Raw genomic sequence first — 18,045 nt, 5'->3', positions numbered from 1 at the left:
ACTCCCCATTCCCAACCCCTAGAAGGGGGGGGATGCGGCGCTAGAGAAGGCTCAAGGCCCCAGGTTCCAGAGAACCCGGGGCCCTGAGCCGTCTCGCGTTTCAGGGGTCACCCCTCCGCCCAGCTCGACACTCGAGAGCTCCAACAGGTCCGCCAACGCGGGCACCGGCTCGTTGAAGCTCTTGCTCCCCAGGAACAATCCATGAACGCATACGTGCTTGGGTTTCACGAGATCGACAGAACGAAGCTGAAGCTTGCAGGCGGCAAGGGCGCCAACCTGGGCGAGCTGTCCGGAATCAAGGGGATCCAGGTCCCGGCGGGTTTTTGCGTGACCACCGAAGCGTATCAAGCAATGACCCGCGATAATCAGGGGCTGGCTCGCTTGCTGGATGAGCTGACGCATCTGAAGGCGGAAGAGCGGGAGCGGATCAGCGGGATCGGCGCGAAGATTCGTCTGGCCATCGAACGAGCTCCCATTCCCGAGGGGATTGCCGAAGAGATCGCGGGCGCTCTCGCGAAGTTGGGTGAGCAGGGTGCGTTTGCGGTGCGGTCCAGTGCTACGGCCGAGGACCTGCCGACGGCTTCTTTCGCCGGGCAGCAGGATACCTATCTGAATATCATCGGAGAAAAGGCCATCCTGGCGCATGTCAGCAAATGCTGGGCTTCGCTGTTCACGGACCGCGCGATCATCTACCGGATGCAGAACGGCTTCGACCACCGCAAGGTTCAGTTGTGCGTGGTCGTGCAGAAGATGGTCTTCCCGCGGGCGGCGGGAATCTTGTTCACCGCGGACCCCGTCACGTCGAACAGGAAGGTGGTGTCCATCGATGCCGGCTTCGGACTGGGTGAAGCCATGGTCTCCGGATGGGTGAATGCGGACAGCTACAAGGTGCGCAACGGCGAGATCGTCGACAAGAAGATCTCCACCAAGAAGCTGGCGATTCATGCCGCGAAAGGCGGCGGCACGAGCGAACAGGAGATTGCGCCGGAACAGCAAAACCGGCAGGTGCTGACGGACGAGCAGATTCAGCGGCTCGAGCGCTTGGGCAGAAAGATCGAAGAACATTTCGGCCAGCCCCAGGACATCGAATGGTGCCTGGCGGATGATGCATTCCACATCGTCCAGAGCCGGCCGATCACCACGCTATTCCCGGTCCCGGAAGCGAGTGATCAGGAGAATCACGTCTACGTCTCCGTCGGTCATCAGCAGATGATGACCGATCCCATCAAGCCCCTGGGATTGTCGTTCTTCCTGCTCACCACCCCCGCGCCCATGCGCAAAGCGGGTGGAAGGTTGTTCGTGGATGTCACCCAGAGACTGGCTTCGCCTGCCAGCAGGAACCTGGTGATAGAGGGCCTCGGAAAATCCGATCCGCTCATCAAGGACGCTCTCTTGACCGTCATGGAGCGGGGAGATTTCGTCAAGCCGGTGCTGGATGAGAACAAAGCGCCGGTTCCCAGTGGAGGGAATGCCGGTGCGCCGGCTGCGGGTCTTCAGGCCCAGACCGAAACCGATCCGGCAACCCTGATTGCGCGCAGTCAGGCCTCGATAGAGGCGTTGAAGCGGGACATCCAGACAAGGTCAGGAGCGGAGCTCTTTGATTTCATTCTGGACGATATCCAGGAGTTGAGGCGGCTCTTGTTCGATCCGCAAGGCCTCGGCCTGATCATGGCTGCGCTGAATGCTTCTTCGTGGATCAATGAGAACATGAAGGAGTGGCTGGGTGAGAAGAATGCGGCAGACACGCTGACGCAATCCGTGTCAGGCAATATCACGTCGGAAATGGGTCTGGCGCTCCTGGATGTCGCGGATGTGATTCGTCCATATCCGGAAGTGCTTGCCTATCTGCGGCATGCCACGGACGATGGCTTTCTGGACGGGTTGCTGAAGTTCGAGGGCGGACGGGAAGCCCGGGACGCGATCCAAGCGTTTCTCGACAGATTCGGTATGCGATGTGCCGGGGAAATCGACATCACCCGGACGCGTTGGAGTGAAAAGCCAGCGACGCTCGTCTCCACGATCCTCAGCAACATCAAGAACTTCGAGCCTGGTGCCGGCGGCCGGAGATTCGAGCAGGGGCGGCAGGAGGCTTTGAAAAAAGAGCAGGAGCTCTTGGAGCGGTTGGCGCAACTACCGGAGGGTGATCGCAAAGCCACGGAGGCGAAGCGAATGATCAGCCTGGTCCGGAATCTCATCGGCTACCGGGAGTATCCGAAGTACGGCATGGTGAGCCGCTACTTCGTGTACAAACAGGCCTTGCTGAAAGAAGCCGAGCGGCTCGTACAAGCCAGGGTTCTTCATGAGAAGGAAGATGCCTATTACCTCTCTTTTGAAGAGTTCCGCGAAGTGGTTCGCACGAACAAGCTGGATGACCAGGTCGTCACCAGGCGGAAGGACGAGTACAAGCGGTATGAAAAGCTGAGTCCCCCGCGGGTCATCACGTCTGAGGGGGAGTGCATCGCAGGCGCGTACAAACGGGGAGCGCTTCCCGCCCAGGCCATCGTCGGACTGGCTGTTTCTTCCGGGGTTGTGGAGGGACGGGCCCGCGTCCTTCTCACCATGGAAGACGCCGATCTGGAGGATGGGGACATCCTGGTCACGGCCTTCACCGATCCGAGCTGGACACCCCTGTTTGTCTCCATCAAGGGGCTGGTCACCGAAGTGGGCGGACTGATGACCCACGGGGCCGTCATCGCACGCGAATATGGCTTACCGGCGGTTGTCGGCGTGCAGCATGCGACCCGGCTGATCAAGGACGGGCAGCGGATCCGGGTGAATGGAACGGACGGGTATGTGGAGGTGCTGTAGAGAGCGAGGTTGTAGAGCGAGAGCGAAGTAGCAGTTCCATGGAGGCGCCTCCGTGAGCCGGAGGCGCGCGCCTTCTATCCTACCGGGTTGCGGCCCTGCGCTCCTCCCAGTAGCTCGAACGCGGCGTCCCATGTCTGGGAATCGGATTCATCGCGCGGCGGCAGGCGCTCGCGGGTGGGCTGGCGGTTGTCGTCCGGGGCCTCCGGATCCGCGCCCGCCTCGAGAAGCAGTCTCATCATCGGAATGTCCAGCCGCGATATCGCAATCCCGAGCGCGGTGCATCCGGTCAACCCGCCCCAGTCGTTGATCGTCCGGATGGCCCCCGCGCCCAGCAGGAGAGAAGCCATTCCCACGTTGCCCATCTCCGCGCACGCCCGCAGCGGCGTGTCCCCTTCACTGCTGCGCACGTTGGGCTCGGCCCCCGCCTTCAGGAGTACTTCGACTGCCGCCAGCTGGTTTTCGCAGACTGCTTCCAACAAGGGAGTCCTGTCCCGCTCGGCATCCCATGCGTTGACGTCCGCGCCGTGCTCGAGGAGTGCCAGGAGCACATCGAGTTCGCCTCCATCGTCGAGTGCGTGAATGGCCACCTGCAGCGGAAGCAGCCCCGGCCACTCCTGCTGCGGCTCGTTCGGATCGGTTCCTCTGGCCAGCAGTGCCTTGACCAGGGCTGTATCGTGCTGCTTGATCGCCGCGAAGAGTTCTTTCGACATGGCTCACAGCTCCGCCATCGGATGACCCGGGGCGCAATTCTGCTTTCCGAGCTTCTCGGTATTCGCAATGCCCTTTTCAAGTTCGATCATTGCCAGGTCGTGACGCGGATCGGGTTTTCCTCCAAAGCATTCATTCTCAATCTCCCACCGCTTCTCCAGAACTCTCTTCATCGCTTCAAGACGCAGCCGGATCCTGGAGCACGGCACCTTGTCCAGCTTCTCTTTGTTCTTCGATCTGGGCGACTTCGGATCGAGGGGTGGGACTGAGCGGGTGAGCAGATCCTTCTCCTCCTGAAGCTCGTCGAGTCGGCTGTTTTTGCAGGTCTGATCCGCGTGGCGGGGGACTCGGTCGTACTCCTCCACGCTGGTGTAGTTGCTGCCCGTCGCCGGATTGGTCTTTTTCCGCCAATGGGTGGGAGCCGTGACGACCTCCTCTGCTTCCTGACGCTCGAATTCCTCCATGAGCCGCCGCGATTCCTCCGCTATGTCCAGCAGCCGCGACTCGTACTCCCGCTGAGCGTCGACCCACTCCGGGCGGCGGTCGATCTCCGCTGGGGCGGTGTTGAAGGGATAGAGCAGGACGAGCACCACGAGCAACGGGCCCACACGGGGGCTCGTTTCAGCGACCGTCCTGGCGCGTCCAGCCTGCGCGGCCCCCTCCACCCCCCTCGACACCTCGGCAGCGTGCCCGCGCGTCTTCGCGGCTCTGGAGAAGCGCTCGAAAGCTCGTTCCGCCGCGGTGAGCTTCTCGTCCAACGCTTCCCATTGACGCGGCTCCAGGTCCGTGCGCGCCCGAGAGAGCAGCGCCCTGGCCTGGTCCAGGTCCGCTTTTCCAATCCGCGACTGTTGCTGCACCGGGTCCATCGGCGCGGACACGAGCCGGATGCTCGGGCCCGAGGGAGGAGTCGGGACGAAGGTATGACGCCGTGGAATCGACAGTGGGGCGGGCGCGCTCGCGCAGGCCGATGCAAGAAGCAGAAGTGCGATGCACACTCGGAAACGCATGGCTACGTCCTCAAACCCCTTCAAGACCTGAAGGGTCCTGGTGGGGCTGAGCGGAGTATGCCTGCGCAATCTGTCCGTGAGGCTCTGCTGGGCCTTCCAGGTTGTCCCTGACGGGATTCGAACCCATCGGGACAGGCTTTGGCTTTCTACCGGCCCAGCTCGCCGCGCAGCTGCTGGATGGCCGCGAGCAGCGGCGGCGGGTGCATCTCGCCAGGCACTTCCACGGCGAAGCGCTCGAACATCTCCAGCGCCTTCGCCTTGTCTCCCCGCCGCATCGCGATGGCGCCCATGAACAGCAGCGCCTCCTGGGCGTCCGGGTACGTGTCCACCAGCTTCATCAGATCCTGCTCCGCGCCCAGCTCGTCCCCGCGCACCGCCTTCAGCACGCCCAGGTGCACCCGGAGCTCCACGCTGAATGGATCCACCGCCAGCGCCCGGTTCGTGATGCGATCCGCCTCCTCGTACATCTGCCGCCGGATGAGCTCGTGGCTCAGCAGCGCCGCGGCGTCGAGATCCGACGGGTTGTTCTTGAAGCGCTCCATCGCCTCGGTCAGCTGCGGATCCTCCTGCGGCTGCTGCGCGGTGCCGCCCATGCCCGGCGGCACCCGGCCCGTGGCGGCATCCTCCTCGCCCCGCGTGCGCTGCTCGGACACCAGCGTGTAGCTCAGCGTGGCGAAGAACAGAACGATCCCTCCGCCCCATAGCGCGCCCTTGAGCTGCGGTGACAGCAGGCCCTTCGTCGCCGGGGCTTCCCGCCGCGCGCCCGGGGTGGCCCCGTGCTTCAGGTGCTCGTCCTTCGCACGCAGCGCCGCCGCGGCCTCCAGCTCCAGCCGCTTGCGCTCCGCCGTGTAGCGCTCCGGCTCCAGCGCGTGCTTCTCCGCCGCCAGCTCCTTGAGCTGCTCGATGAGGGACTGGTAGCGCCGCTCCAGATCCTCGAGCACGTCATCCTTCGCCTCGGGCGAGGACGCGGCCACCTTGCGGGTGAAGATGAACAACGCGGCGGCGATGAAGCCCACCGTGAGCACGATGAGGCCAGGAGCCCAGTTGGTGGCAGTGGGGTTCATTGATCCAGCTCCCGGCGCACGGCCGCGAGGTAGGGGTCCTCGGAATCGGTGGAAGCGGCGGGGGGCGTCGCGGGCGTGGAGGCGGCCGGAGTGGCCGCGGCGGGCTCGCGCCGCACCTGCCGGAAGATGACGAAGGCGCCGCCCAGCAGCAGGGCCACCGGGCCCAGCCACACGAGCAGATTCACGCCCTCGGCCTTGGGCTGCAGCAGCACCCACTCGCCGTAGCGGGCCACGAAGTAGTCACGGACCTCCTGGTCCGACTTCCCCTCGGACACCAGCTCGCGGATTTTATCGAGCTGGGCGCGGGCCATGGACGAGGGGCTGTCCGAGACGGAGAGGCCCTGGCACACGGCGCAGCGCAGCTCCTTGCCGAGCGTTTGCACGCGGGCCTCGAGGGCCGGCGCGAGGGGTTCACTTCCAGCCTGCTGGGGCGCGTACTGTCCCGAGGCGAGAAAGAGGGTGAGCGTGAGGAGGGCAGCTGTCATGGGGTGGCCGGAATCCGGCACACCTACCTAGCGCCCCGGGCCGGGTGTTGCCCAGGGAAACCCGAGGGTAGGAGGGCGGAGCCTCCCCCGGCCGCCCGCTCCCCCGGCACCGCGGAGGGTCCAGGGACGGGACGCTCAGGGGGGAGAGGAGTCGTGGGAGGAGCGGCCGTGGCGCATCAGCCGCAGGCGCAGCAGGCCGGTGGCCATGAGGCTCAGCAGGCGGAACTCGGCCGGCTCCAGCCGCTTCACCGTGCGCACCAGGCGGCGGATCTCCCCCGGCTCCTCGACGGGCCGGGCCGGCGGCTCCTTGGTCCAGAAGTTCTCCTGGGCGGGCGTCAACCCCAGCAGCACGTCCGAGGGGATGCGCAGGACCTCACACAGCTTCTTCAGGGTGGGGACACTGGGCAGCATGCCGCCGCGCTCCAACCGTCCATACACCTCGGTGGCGAGACCCACCCGTTCGGCCACGTCCTCCTGGGTGAGATTGGCCTGGACCCGAGCCGCCCGGGCCGCTGTCCCGATGGTCCCAGCCAGTCCTCGTGGGAGTGCCATGCCGTGCGATCCTGAGAAAGAAGTGGAAGGCGCAGGGCCCGGAGCACCCGGGCCTACGTGACTTCTAAGATAACCGGAAAAGTGGTGACTTCAAGAGTCATGTGAGAGGTAGACACGACTTTGGAGGTCATGGCCTGAACGTCCGCCCTGCTGGATCCCCGTCATCGTTCTTGGTGCTTCGGGGGGCGCATGTTTACCTTTGGAGTCAGCCCGTGCAAACCCCCAAGGAGTACTTCGCATGTCGATCCGGACGACCCCTGAAACAACCTCCCCACGTGAGACCCACCCGGTGGTATTCGATGCCGGGATGGTGAGCTACGAGCTGGTGCGCTCGTTGGGCCAGGGCCATCACGGTGAGCTGCTGCTCACGCGCCAGCGTTACCACGACGGAGAGGGCGGCTACACCGTCCTCAAGCGGCTCAACCGCGTGGTGCGCCAGGAGGACTACCAGCGGCTGGTGGAGGAGGCGCGTCTGGGCAGCCAGATGCGCCACCCCAACATCGTCTCGGTGCAGATGCTCGGGGGCAGCGCGGACACGCCGCTGCTGCTGCTGGAGTACGTGGAGGGCCGGCCCCTGGGTGACCTGATGCGTCTGGCCGCCCGGGCCGGCCGCTCCTTCTCCGAGGCCTTCGCCTGCCATGTGACCTCCGAGGTCGCGGATGGATTGCACTACGCGCACGCGCTCGTGGACCCGCGGGGCCGCGCGCTGGGTGTCGTGCACCGGGACGTGACACCGCAGGGCATCCTCGTGGGCCGCCATGGCGAGGTGAAGCTGATGGACTTCGGGGCGGCCTGGTCCCGGCTGGAGGGGCGCATCTCCACCGAGGGCGACAGCGATCTGGGCAACCTGGCCTACAGCTCCCCCGAGCGCGCCATGCTGGAGCAGCTGGATGGGCGCTCGGATCTGTTCTCCCTGGGGCTGATCCTCCTGCAGTTGCTCACCGGCCAGCACCTGCTGGCGGCGGCCGAGCGCCACGAGGCGGAGCTGCTCAGCCGCCAGCTGCGGGCGCGGGGGGACGGCCGGGTGCCGGGCCTCGAGGAGCTGGGCACCGTGCGCACCGGCGAGTTGATGAAGCGCATGCGCCAGCTCAGCCCGCAGGACGTGCAGGCGGCGACGCGCTCGCTGCCGGAGGGGTTGCGGCCCATCGTCCACCGGACGCTCGCGCCCCAGCGGGAGGAGCGTTATGCCACGGGGGCGGAGCTGGCCCGGGCGCTGAGGGATCATCTGTGGGGCTCGGGCCAGCGGTACGGGCGGGACGAGCTGGTGGCGGAGGTCTCCGCGCTCCACCAGGCCGTCCTGGAGGACCTGGAGCAGCCCCCGGGCACCCCGAAGCGGGGCAGGGGAGCGGCGACCCGGGGCCGCCGGGGAGGGCCGGGAAAGGCCTCCTGAGGGCGGCGGGGGGCCCTGAGGCTTGGCCTGGGGCCCCGGGCCGTGTTAGTCCGCCCCCCTTCCTGCTTCCGTGAGAAGGAGTCCGGAAATGGCTCGTCGTCACATCCGCGTCGTGGGCGCGATGCTTCAGAACGCCGAGGGGCGCTACCTCATCACCCAGCGCCCGCCCAAGGCGACCCTCCCGCTGCTGTGGGAGTTCCCGGGTGGCCGTGTGGAGGAGGGGGAGTCCGACGAGCGGGCCCTCGCGCGGGAGATCCGCGAGGAGATGGGCGTGGAGGTGGAGGTGATGGAGCAGGCCCTCCACACCCATCACGACTACCCGAGCTACGACATCGACTTCCGCGTCTACCGCTGCCGGCTCACCAGCGCCGAGTCGGCCATCCAGCACCTGCGCGTGCATGATCACCGCTGGGTGACGCTGGAGGAGATGGCGAAGTACCAGTTCCCCGACGCGGACGCGAAGACGCTGGCCAAGCTGCTGGGTCTGGAAGCCTGACGTGGGCCGTCGTACCGCCCTGGTGCTCGCGGGGCTGTTGCTCGGGGCCTGCACGACGAAGAAGCCCTCCAGTCCGGATGCCTCCACCCCGGCGGCCGATCCGCGCTACCCGCCCGCCGAGGGCCTGCCCGGCTGTGTGCTCTATGGGGAGCCCCGGCGCGTGGGCCAGGTGCCGCTGGAGCTGGCCGAGCTGTCCGGCCTCGCCGCCAGCACCCGCCACGAGGGGGTGCTGTGGGCGCACAACGACTCCGGCAACGCCTTCCGGGTGTTCGCCCTGGACATGTCCGGCAAGGTGCTCGCCACGGTGACGCTCACCGGGCTGGAGCCGAAGGACGCGGCGAGGATGGACCTGGAGGACATCACCCTGGGCCCGTGCGCCCCGGGCGATGCGCGCACGTGCCTCTACCTGGCGGACACCGGGGACAACTTCGAGCGCCGGCCTCGGGTGCGCATCGTCCGCTTCCCCGAGCCGGAGGTGGCCGACGGCAGTGTCGCCGTGGAGACGTTGGCCTTCACGTACCCGGACAGGCCGCATGACGCCGAGTCGCTCGTGCTCGAGCCGGGCACGGGCCGGCTGGCGGTCATCACCAAGGAGCGCGGCTCGCTGGGCGAGGTGTTCGCGCTGGAGGGGCTCGCGCCGGGCACGGTGGCGAAGGCCACGCACCTGGGCACCTTGCATGCGCCCGGGGGGGTGGACTACCGCACCACGTCGGCGGCGCTCCATCCGTCCGGCCAGCGGATGCTCCTGCGCACCTATACCCGGGTGTGGGAGGTGCGCGCCCCGGGCGCCTCGCGGCTGGAGGAGCTGGTGCGGGGGCAGGTGGTGGAGGTGCCCGGCCCCAGCCAGGCCCAGTCCGAGGCCATCACCTGGTTGCCCGGTGGCCGCTCCTTCGTGCTCGGCTCCGAGTTCGCCGCCCAGTTCATGTACCGGGTGGACTGCCGCTAGCGGTGTCTCCCCGCATGAGGTGTTCGCTGCCGGGCATTGCTGTCGCCCGGATGGACGAGCGCTGTTCCGGCGTTACCACCATTACCCAGCTGAGTGGGGCATGCCGGGTTGACCGGCTGGCGGGTGTGGACATCTTTTGCCTGCGGATCAGTCGTACCACGTACCACCAGGGGTACGTGCAATGGGGGAGGGGGAGTGCGTCGACGATGAAGCCTCAGAACACCATGCCGCCGGGGATGAGCCCTCGCGGAAAGAAACAGGAAAAGCCTCAGCCTCCACCCGCCAACAAGGGGTTCCGGTTCGGCTCGCCACTGGGCTACATCGCTCTGCTCCTCCTGGGCTTCATGCTCTTCAAGAACGTCTTCCAGGACGCGGGCGTGCAGCGCAAGACCTACAGTGAGTTCCGGACGGCCATCCAGGAGGACAAGTTCTCCAAGGTGCAGGTCGCGCCGGACTGGGTGAAGGGTTTCCTCAAGGAAAGCTCGGCGGCCCGTACGTCCGGCACTCCCTCGGGAGGAGCCGAGCGCCTGCGCCCCGAGCTCAGCGACCTGCCGTGGATGGCCTATCGCGTGGAGGGAGACGAGCAGCTCGTCCCGCTGCTGGAGCAGCAGGGCGTCCCGTACGAGGCGGTGGTGCGGTCCGGCTTCAGCGATGTGCTGCTGGTCTGGCTGCTGCCGCTGGCGTTCGCCTTCGTGTTGTGGAGCTTCATGATGAGGCGGATGGCTGGAGGTATTGGCCAGGGTCCGCAGAGCGTCATGAGCTTCGGGAAGACACGCGCCAAGGTACAGGCCGAGGCCGACACCGGCGTGGGCTTCAAGGACGTGGCGGGCGTGGACGAGGCCGTGGACGAGCTGCGGGAGATCGTCGAGTTCCTCAAGACGCCGGAGAAGTTCCGCCGGCTGGGCGGCCGCATCCCCAAGGGGGTGCTGCTGGTGGGCCCGCCGGGAACGGGCAAGACGCTGTTGGCCCGGGCCGTGGCGGGTGAGGCGGGCGTGCCCTTCTTCAGCCTCTCCGGTTCCGAGTTCGTGGAGATGTTCGTCGGCGTGGGCGCCGCCCGGGTGCGCGATCTGTTCGCCCAGGCCACCGCCAAGGCGCCGTGCATCATCTTCATCGACGAGCTGGACGCCATCGGCAAGAGCCGCAACGCGGGGGTCGCCGGTGGCCATGACGAGCGCGAGCAGACGCTCAACCAGCTCCTGGCGGAGATGGACGGCTTCGACAGCCGCGCCGGCCTCATCATCCTGGCGGCCACCAACCGTCCGGAGATCCTCGACAGCGCGCTCATGCGTCCGGGCCGTTTCGACCGGCAGGTGCTGGTGGACCGTCCGGACAAGCGTGGCCGCGAGCGGGTGCTGGAGATCCACTCCCGGGGCGTGAAGCTGGGACCGGACGTGGACCTCAAGTCCATCGCCTCGCGCACCCCGGGCTTCGCGGGCGCCGACCTGGCCAACGTGGTGAACGAGGCGGCCCTGCTCGCCGCGCGCCGCAACCGCGACTTCGTCATGCGCGCCGACTTCGAGGAGGCCATCGAACGCGTGGTGGCCGGCCTGGAGAAGAAGAACCGCCGGATGAACGAGCGCGAGAAGGACATCGTCGCGCACCACGAGGCCGGCCATGCGGTGGTGGGGTGGATGCTGCCCTACACGGAGCGGGTGACGAAGGTGTCCATCATCCCCCGTGGCCTCGCCGCGCTGGGCTACACCATGTCCCTGCCGCTCGAGGACCGGTACCTCATGTCCTTCGACGAGCTGCGCGACAAGATGGCCGCGATGATGGGCGGGCGCGCCGCCGAGGAGATCTTCATCGGCGAGGTCTCCACCGGTGCCTCCAACGACCTGAAGCAGGCCACGGAGATCGCCAGGCTGATGGTGCGCGACTACGGCATGAGCTCCCTGGGCCCCGTGGCCCTGGGCAGCGAGCAGAATGCCTTCCTGCGCTCGGCGGGAGGTCCGGAGGTGCGCTCCTACTCGGAGCAGACGGCCCGGATGGTGGATGAAGAGATCCGCAAGATGGTGACCGAGGCGCTCGACCGGGCCCGGGAGGTGCTCACCACCCACCGCGACAAGGTGGAGGCCCTGGCCGCCCGGCTGCTCGCCACCGAGGTGGTGGATGAGGACGAGATCCTCCGCATCCTCGGCCCCAAGGCCACCGCCGCCCGGGGACTGCTGCACCCGGAGGCCCGTCAGGTCATCTCCGCCCACCCGGCGGGCGGTGACGAGACGCCTCCGCCCGGGGCCCAGCACTCCAGCGGGAAGATCCCCGACGCCTGAACCGGGCCTCCGGGCGCCTGCCCGGTTGCTCACTGGCCTTGCCATCGCCCTTTCACGCCGCATGTTCTGCGGTGTGGGAAGGGCGAAATTATGTTGGCCGGGAAGGAGGGAGAGGTCGTGGAGAATCGAATCGGAAAGAGCTACACGGCGCGCAAGGCACTCTTCGCCAAGGGACTGAGGGAGGGCCGCCTGTCGGTGCAGGAGATCGAGCAGGCCCTGCCCGCGGGGACCCTCACGGCGGCCGAGCGGTGGTTGTTGTACTACTCGCTGCGGGCGGCCCAGGTGGAGATCATCGACGAGGTGACGGGCCAGGTGGATCACGGCTTCATGTCGGAGCAGCCCGCCGTCCCCGCCGAGCACTAGTCTCGTCGTCAGAGCGTTGACACAACCCCGGGGCTGGTTACGTTCGCCGCATGAACGGCAATCCCCGGACAGACGGTCCGTCCCAGGACGCGCAGGCCCAGGAGGCCGCCGCCACGGCTGCGCCCGAGGCGTCCACCGAGCAGCAGCAGACTCCGGCCCAGGAGGCCGCGCCCGTGGTGGATGCGGAGAAGCAGCGGTTGGAGGCGGAGTTGAACGCGGCCCGGCGGCGCGTGGATCAACTCGCCCGTGCCTACCAGGAGCTGGAGAAGGACCGCGAGGAATTCAAGCAGCGCCTCACCCGCGAGCGCGAGCGGATGATGGACGTGGAGCGCGGCAACGTGGCCACCACGCTGCTGGAGGCGGTGGACGAGCTGGATCGCTCCCTCGCCATGAGCGGGGGAGACGTCTCGTCGCCCCTGGCGCAGGGCGTGAAGATGATCCGTGACGGGCTGCTCTCGAAGCTGCAGCAGATGGGCATCGAGCGCATCCAGGTGGTGGGGTTGCCGTATGACCCCAACACGGCCGAGGCCACGGACATGGAGATCACCACCAGCCCGGACGAGGACCAGAAGGTGGTGGCCGAGGCCCGCGCGGGCTACAAGCTGAAGGAGCGGATCATCCGTCCGGCCCGGGTGAAGGTGGCGAAGTACATCGCCCCCGCCCAGGCCTGATCCGCCCCCCAGAGCCCCATCGTGGGTGTTCCCTCTCCCTTTGGGAGAGGGCTAGGGTGAGGGTCTCCCCCCTCGCCCCTCCGTGCTTTGGACGCGGATCCGGACAATCCTGGGAAATAGGCGCGGGGAGTGGCTGTTCGAGCCCATCGCCATGGCCCGTGTCGTGAATCCCCGAGCTCCCGTCCTCCTTCCCCTCCTCGCGCTGCTCTCGCTGGTGCTGGTCCCGGGTGCCCGGGCGCAGCAGGGAGCGCTCGCTCCGTGGCTCCAGGCCCGGGCGCGGGAGCACGCGGCGTGGGCCGAGGACTCCAACCGGGTGAACAGCGGGCCCATGGGGCTGTGGCGGGAGTGGGCCTCGAGCGAGCCGATGCTGCCGGGTTTCGTGCCGCCCACGTCGCTGGCGCCGCTGATCCGCGCGGTGGAGGCGGGCGTGGTGAACATCAACGTCATGAAGACGGTGCACCCGCTGCGGGGCCCCACGCGCGCGGCGAGCGGCTCGGGCTTCATCCTCACTCCGGACGGGCTGGTGGTGACGAACAACCACGTGGTGGCGCGCGAGAACGAGGCCGCCAGTGAGATCCTCGTGCGCCTGTCGGACGGGCGCGAGTTCCAGGCCGAGGTGGTGGGCCGGGACGCGTCCACGGACGTGGCGCTGCTGCGGCTGTTGGGCAAGGGCGTGGGCGGGCTGCCGGCGGTGTACCTGGGGGACTCGGACCGGATGGAGGTGGGGGACTGGGTGGTGGCCATCGGCAACCCCTTCGGCCTGGACCACTCGGTGTCGCACGGGATGATCTCCGCCAAGGAGCGGGTGATCGGCGTGGGCCCCTTCGACGACTTCATCCAGACGGACGCGCTCATCAACCCGGGCAACTCGGGCGGGCCGCTCTTCAACATGCGCGGCGAGGTGGTGGGCGTGAACACGGCCATCATCTCCGAGGGGCAGGGCATCGGCTTCGCGGTGCCCATCAACATGGTGAAGGATCTGCTGCCCAACCTGCGCAAGAACGGCCAGCTGCAGAAGGGCTGGCTGGGCGTGGTGATCGACGAGCAGCCCCAGGTGGGCACGCGCGCCGCGGTGGTGACGCGGGTGTACCCCACCAGCCCGGCGGCGCAGGCGGGCATCCGCCCGGGAGATCAGGTGGTGCGGGTGAACGGCAAGCAGGTGGACTCGTTCCAGCAGCTGTTGCGCAAGGTGGCCATCATGGCGCCGGGCTCCGAGGCGAAGCTGACGCTGCTGCGGGACGGGGTGTCGCAGGAGGTGCTGGTGAAGCTGTCCGCCCGTCCGGCGCAGGAGGTGCTGGCGGCGATGAACAGCCCGGGCAACCTGGGCGAGCTCGGCCTGGTGCTGCGGGACGTCACCCCCGAGGTGGCCGCCCCCATGGGCCTGGAGCCCTACGCGGGGGTGCTGGTGTCGGGGGTGTTGCCACGCAGCCCGGCGGCGAGCGCGGGGCTGCGCACGGGCGACGTGGTGATGGAGGTCAACCGCCGCAAGGTGAAGGACGTCGCGGCGGTGCGGAGCGCGCTGGAGAAGGGCGCGGGCGCCTCGGTGCTGCTGCGCGTGCAGCGCGGGGATGTGCAGCAGTACGTCGCGCTGAAGTACTGAGCCCCCCGGCGGCTACTTCTTCTTGCCCTTCTTGCCACCCTTGGCCGCGGGCTCCTTGGGGGCGGCCGTCGTGGGCTGCTCGGCGAACCACAGGCCCAGCGGATTCCCCGTGCGCGCGTGCGTGAGGAGGATGGCTTCTATCCGCGCCGCGACCCCCTGCGCCTTGCCGCCCTGCTTGCGCGGCAGCGTCCACACCCCCTGCGGCGTGAAGACGATCTGCGCGCGGATCTGCCGGGCGGAGAAGAGCCGCAGGAAGTCCGTGGCGGCCCAGCCCTCGGGGGTGGTGCCGGTGATGCGGATGAGGGGCAGCAGCGGGTTGCCCGCCGAGTCCGTCTGCGTGGGCGTGCCCTGGGTGAGCGCATAGCCCTCCCCCGGGAAGTAGGGGATGACCTGGATGGTGTAGTTGCCGCTGCCGGGCTGGTACGGGCCCGGGGTGAGCATGGTCGCCGCTTCCTCGCCGACGATCATGTACAGCTTCCGGCCGCCGTACTTCGCGCGGAACGCCTCGGCGTCGCTCCGGCAGGAGGGGCTGACGAACAGGCCGGCGCACTCGCCAATGTACTTGTCCAGGAACGACGAGAGGCTGCCCAGGGCCTCGGCCTGATCCCTCAGCTGGGCGAAGCGCGCATCCACGTCCGCCAGGGCGAGCGTGGGCAGCAGCAGCAGGGTGGCCAGGAAGAGACGTCTCACGCGGGGGCTACTCCAGGAAAAGGGGAAGGGAACAGGGGACGGGGAGGCCGATGGTGCCACCCCCGGGCCCCTCCGGGCACTCCGGAGATGGGTACGTGGCGGTACGTGCTGGTATGTGGCGGTATGGGTTGGTGGAGATTTTGACTACATGCTCTCACCATGTAGTTTCCGTCCCACCTCACCCCCTACCCGGAGTCACCGGATGGCACCCCAAGCCCAGGTCCGCGAGCGGCGTTCCCACCTTCGTTTCGACAAGGTCTTCACCATCTACCTCTCGACGGAGGGGGGGTTGAGCCGGGGGATCGGCCGCAACATCAGCGCCCAGGGCCTGTTCGTGGAGACGCGGGAGCAGCTGTCGCTGGGCGAGCGGGTGAAGGTGACGTTCGCGGGCGAGGACGGCACGGAGATGACGTGCCTGTGCGAGGTGCGCTACCAGGTGGCGCTGGCGTACGGGCGCAAGGATGGGCGCGAGGGCAACAGCCGCGGCGTGGGCCTGCGGGTGGTGGCCTACGAGGTGGCGGAGGATCAGCCCCTGCTGCTGGTGGCGCGCGAGCGCGTGATGCACTGAAGCCGCGGGGGGCGGGAAAAGCGAAAGGGCACGGCCGCTGAGAGTGGCCGTGCCCTTCGTGCTTCAGGGGTAGGGGCTTACTGCGAGAAGCCCTCGAGGAGGTAGTGGGCCTCGATGCGCTTGAGCGCGAGGATCATCGCGGCGCAGCGGGGATCCACTTCCTTGCCGATGCAGAACGGACGGCTGTCGTGCGTGTCCGAGCGGCGGGCCTGGTTGCGGGAGATGTCGCGGATGATGCGGTAGTTGCGCTTCATCGCGTGCTCGAGGCGCTGGTTGACCTCGGCCTCGCTCCAGCGCTCCATGCGCTTGTTCTGGATCCACTCGTAGTAGCTCACCGTCACGCCACCGGCGTTGGCGATGATGTCGGGGATCATGTCGATGCCGCGCTTCTGCAGGACGCGATCGGCCTCGGGGGTGGTGGGGCCGTTGGCGCCCTCGGCGATCAGCTTGACCTTGAGGCGCTCGGCCACGTCCGCGGTGATCTCTCCACCGAGGGCGGCGGGGATGCACATGTCGGCCTGGACCTCCCAGAAGTCCTTCTTCTCGATCTTCTGGGCGCCGGGGAACCCGAGCACGCTCTTGCGCAGGTTCTTCGGATCGCTCACGTGGGCGATGAGGGCGGGCACGTCGATGCCGTCACCGTTGTAGATGGTGCCGTCGGCGTCGTTGACCGCGAGCAGGCGGGCGCCCATCTTCTGGAGGATGGCGGCGCCGTGGCTGCCCACGTTGCCGAAGCCCTGGAGGATGAAGGTCTTGCCCTTCAGGGTCTCACCCTTCTCGGCGTAGTAGTCCTCGATGCAGAAGGCCACGCCCTGGCCGGTGGCGGCCGCACGGCCCTCGGAGCCGCCGATGCGCACGTCCTTGCCCGTGACGATGCCGCGCATGTTGTGCCGCTCGCGCTCGCCGTCCGAGTACTGGCGGTACATGAGCGCCATGATGTCCCCGTTGGTCCCCACGTCGGGAGCGGGGATGTCGATGTTGGGGCCGATCAGGCTCTTGAGCTTGTACATGAAGCGCAGGGTGATGTTCTCCAGCTCCTCGCGGCCGTACGAGCGCGGATCGATCTGGATGCCACCCTTGCCACCGCCGAAGGGGACCTCGGAGATGGCGGTCTTCCAGGTCATCTCGGCGGCGAGCGCCTTGAAGAGATCCAGGGAGACCTCGCGGTGATAGCGGATGCCGCCCTTGTAGGGGCCGCGGGCCTGGTTGTGCTGCACGCGGTAGGCCTTGAAGCGTTGGGACTCACCGGGCACCAGCTGGTACACGTTGCCGTCGGGCAGGCGCAGGTGGCCGCGGCTGATGTTCACGTCCGAGCCGAGGAGGGCGCGGCCGTTGAGGATGATCTTCCCGTCGGCGAGGCGCTCGAGACCCTCGGGGTTGCGCACCTGGGTGACGGAGAGGCTGGCGAAGTCCTTGGCCTGCTCGGGGGCGAGCGGGACCAGGCGGTCCTTCAGCTTCGCGGTGACGTAGAAGATGTGCTCGTAGTCGGGCTCCTCGAGCTCCAGACGCACGCGCTTGTCGAGACCGATGAGGTCGGCGGCGCGATGGAAGATCTCCATCGCCTCCGTGTAGACGGTGCGCTTGGGCGTCGGGGCCGGGGCGCGCATGAAATTCTCTTCGCTGGCCATGTGAAAAATCGCTCCTTGGGGAAAGGCGATTGTTGAGTAGAGGCGGGGCCCTTATGCGCATAGGCCCCCCCATGAGGTCAACCGTTGGACAGGCTTGTTGGAATCCAAACTTTTAGTTTTTTCAGGTAGTTAGCCAACGCGGCGTGTCATTCACGGCGGGTGCTCGCCTGCATGCTCTCCTGGGCCGTGGCGGGGCCGGGGAAGGGTGGATGGGGGCCAGAAGTGGGGGGGATGAAAGAAGTGCTTGCCCTGTCCGGAACCGCGTGTTACTTCGCGCCCATCTTCGGTGACGCCGAAAAGCGCTGTGGTTGTGCCGACATAGCTCAGTCGGTAGAGCAACTGATTCGTAATCAGTAGGTCCCCAGTTCAAATCTGGGTGTCGGCTCCATGAACGGGTCGCCAGGTGAAAGCCTGGCGACCCGTTCTCTTTTTCAGGCTCCCCGTTCCTGCCTGGGCGGCGCGCTGGGGAGGTGACGCTTGAGTACCCCTCCCATGGGCATGCCTCCGGCGAGCGCGCGGCGGCGTCCGGGGCTGAGCGCCTGGGCCCTCATCGTTCTCCTGCTCCACGCCGCGTGTGTCACGAGCGTGCCTCGGGGCGGCAGGCGGGTGGAGTCCCCTTCCGGGCCACCTCCGGTGGTCGCGGTGGGTGAAGCCGGGGACGAGCGGGTCCACCTCTCCGTGCCCACCCGGTTCGGGGCGGTGCGGGTGAGCGACTCCGAGCTTGATGACGCCCTGGCCACCCTGGTGCTGAACGTGCCGCTGCGGCTGGCCGACTGCCCTGTCCCTCTCTATCTCCACC

General features: G+C 67.6%; 16 protein-coding genes, 1 tRNA gene and 1 pseudogene. 11 read left to right on the top strand and 7 right to left on the bottom strand.

Annotated elements, in window-relative coordinates; all coding sequences use genetic code 11:
- Positions 1–201 precede the first annotated feature (201 nt).
- Complete coding sequence (ppsA, locus tag AC16DP_RS09880) at positions 202–2,808, top strand: phosphoenolpyruvate synthase (RefSeq protein ID WP_329731016.1); 2,607 nt, start codon at positions 202–204, stop codon at positions 2,806–2,808.
- 74 nt (positions 2,809–2,882) lie between these two features.
- Here the strand turns inward: ppsA and AC16DP_RS09875 are convergent, their stop codons facing one another.
- The 5 genes from AC16DP_RS09875 to AC16DP_RS09855 all read right to left on the bottom strand — a co-directional run bounded on the left by AC16DP_RS09875 (position 2,883) and on the right by AC16DP_RS09855 (position 6,624).
- A complete protein-coding gene (locus tag AC16DP_RS09875) occupies positions 2,883–3,518 on the bottom strand; it encodes an ankyrin repeat domain-containing protein (protein ID WP_329731015.1) in 636 nt (211 codons plus the stop codon).
- A gap of 3 nt (positions 3,519–3,521) precedes the next feature.
- Positions 3,522–4,523 (bottom strand): hypothetical protein, encoded by a 1,002-nt coding sequence (locus AC16DP_RS09870; RefSeq protein ID WP_329731014.1) that lies wholly within the window; start codon positions 4,521–4,523, stop codon positions 3,522–3,524.
- A 146-nt stretch (positions 4,524–4,669) separates the two neighbouring features.
- A complete protein-coding gene (locus tag AC16DP_RS09865; protein WP_329731013.1) occupies positions 4,670–5,587 on the bottom strand; it encodes a tetratricopeptide repeat protein in 918 nt (305 codons plus the stop codon).
- Entirely contained in the window at positions 5,584–6,072 is a 489-nt protein-coding gene (locus AC16DP_RS09860; RefSeq protein ID WP_329731012.1) for a cytochrome c-type biogenesis protein, read from the bottom strand. Before AC16DP_RS09860 ends, AC16DP_RS09865 begins: the two co-directional genes overlap by 4 nt.
- Positions 6,073–6,207: 135 nt before the next feature.
- Positions 6,208–6,624: a helix-turn-helix transcriptional regulator gene (locus AC16DP_RS09855; protein WP_329731011.1), complete on the bottom strand. Its 417-nt coding sequence runs from the start codon at positions 6,622–6,624 to the stop codon at positions 6,208–6,210.
- Between the two features lie 238 nt (positions 6,625–6,862).
- On the opposite strand from AC16DP_RS09855, the gene AC16DP_RS09850 reads away from it, so the two are divergent.
- The 7 genes from AC16DP_RS09850 to AC16DP_RS09820 all read left to right on the top strand — a co-directional run bounded on the left by AC16DP_RS09850 (position 6,863) and on the right by AC16DP_RS09820 (position 14,360).
- Complete coding sequence (locus AC16DP_RS09850; protein ID WP_329731010.1) at positions 6,863–8,014, top strand: serine/threonine-protein kinase; 1,152 nt, start codon at positions 6,863–6,865, stop codon at positions 8,012–8,014.
- 88 nt (positions 8,015–8,102) lie between these two features.
- Positions 8,103–8,510: a (deoxy)nucleoside triphosphate pyrophosphohydrolase gene (locus AC16DP_RS09845; RefSeq protein ID WP_329731009.1), complete on the top strand. Its 408-nt coding sequence runs from the start codon at positions 8,103–8,105 to the stop codon at positions 8,508–8,510.
- A 1-nt stretch (position 8,511) separates the two neighbouring features.
- The gene (locus AC16DP_RS09840) at positions 8,512–9,456 is read left to right on the top strand and encodes a hypothetical protein (RefSeq protein WP_329731008.1); all 945 of its coding nucleotides are present in this window, start codon (positions 8,512–8,514) and stop codon (positions 9,454–9,456) included.
- A 206-nt stretch (positions 9,457–9,662) separates the two neighbouring features.
- The gene (gene ftsH / locus AC16DP_RS09835; protein ID WP_329731007.1) at positions 9,663–11,726 is read left to right on the top strand and encodes an ATP-dependent zinc metalloprotease FtsH; all 2,064 of its coding nucleotides are present in this window, start codon (positions 9,663–9,665) and stop codon (positions 11,724–11,726) included.
- A 117-nt stretch (positions 11,727–11,843) separates the two neighbouring features.
- Positions 11,844–12,089 carry a hypothetical protein gene (locus AC16DP_RS09830; protein ID WP_329731006.1) on the top strand — a complete coding sequence of 82 codons (246 nt, stop codon included), beginning with the start codon at positions 11,844–11,846 and terminating at the stop codon, positions 12,087–12,089.
- 50 nt (positions 12,090–12,139) lie between these two features.
- Complete coding sequence (locus AC16DP_RS09825; RefSeq protein WP_329731005.1) at positions 12,140–12,760, top strand: nucleotide exchange factor GrpE; 621 nt, start codon at positions 12,140–12,142, stop codon at positions 12,758–12,760.
- A 151-nt stretch (positions 12,761–12,911) separates the two neighbouring features.
- Positions 12,912–14,360 carry a trypsin-like peptidase domain-containing protein gene (locus AC16DP_RS09820; protein WP_329731004.1) on the top strand — a complete coding sequence of 483 codons (1,449 nt, stop codon included), beginning with the start codon at positions 12,912–12,914 and terminating at the stop codon, positions 14,358–14,360.
- A gap of 12 nt (positions 14,361–14,372) precedes the next feature.
- Here the strand turns inward: AC16DP_RS09820 and AC16DP_RS09815 are convergent, their stop codons facing one another.
- The gene (locus AC16DP_RS09815; protein ID WP_329731003.1) at positions 14,373–15,050 is read right to left on the bottom strand and encodes a DUF6066 family protein; all 678 of its coding nucleotides are present in this window, start codon (positions 15,048–15,050) and stop codon (positions 14,373–14,375) included.
- A 202-nt stretch (positions 15,051–15,252) separates the two neighbouring features.
- Between AC16DP_RS09815 and AC16DP_RS09810 the strand changes: the two genes are divergently transcribed.
- Positions 15,253–15,618 (top strand): PilZ domain-containing protein, encoded by a 366-nt coding sequence (locus tag AC16DP_RS09810; protein WP_329731002.1) that lies wholly within the window; start codon positions 15,253–15,255, stop codon positions 15,616–15,618.
- Between the two features lie 77 nt (positions 15,619–15,695).
- Here AC16DP_RS09810 and AC16DP_RS09805 read toward each other — a convergent pair whose 3' ends face one another.
- Positions 15,696–17,246 carry a Glu/Leu/Phe/Val family dehydrogenase gene (locus AC16DP_RS09805; protein ID WP_329731001.1) on the bottom strand — a complete coding sequence of 517 codons (1,551 nt, stop codon included), beginning with the start codon at positions 17,244–17,246 and terminating at the stop codon, positions 15,696–15,698.
- Positions 17,247–17,558: 312 nt separating this feature from the next.
- On the opposite strand from AC16DP_RS09805, the gene AC16DP_RS09800 reads away from it, so the two are divergent.
- Together AC16DP_RS09800 and AC16DP_RS09795 are read left to right on the top strand one after the other, a co-directional pair.
- Positions 17,559–17,634 (top strand) — tRNA-Thr (locus AC16DP_RS09800).
- Positions 17,635–17,723: 89 nt separating this feature from the next.
- Positions 17,724–18,045, top strand: a pseudogene (locus AC16DP_RS09795) (AHH domain-containing protein); the annotation flags it as partial.

The organism is Archangium sp., from assembly GCF_057119385.1.
Note: the sequence above shows the minus strand (reverse complement) of the source record. Positions and strands in the feature narration are given on the sequence as shown.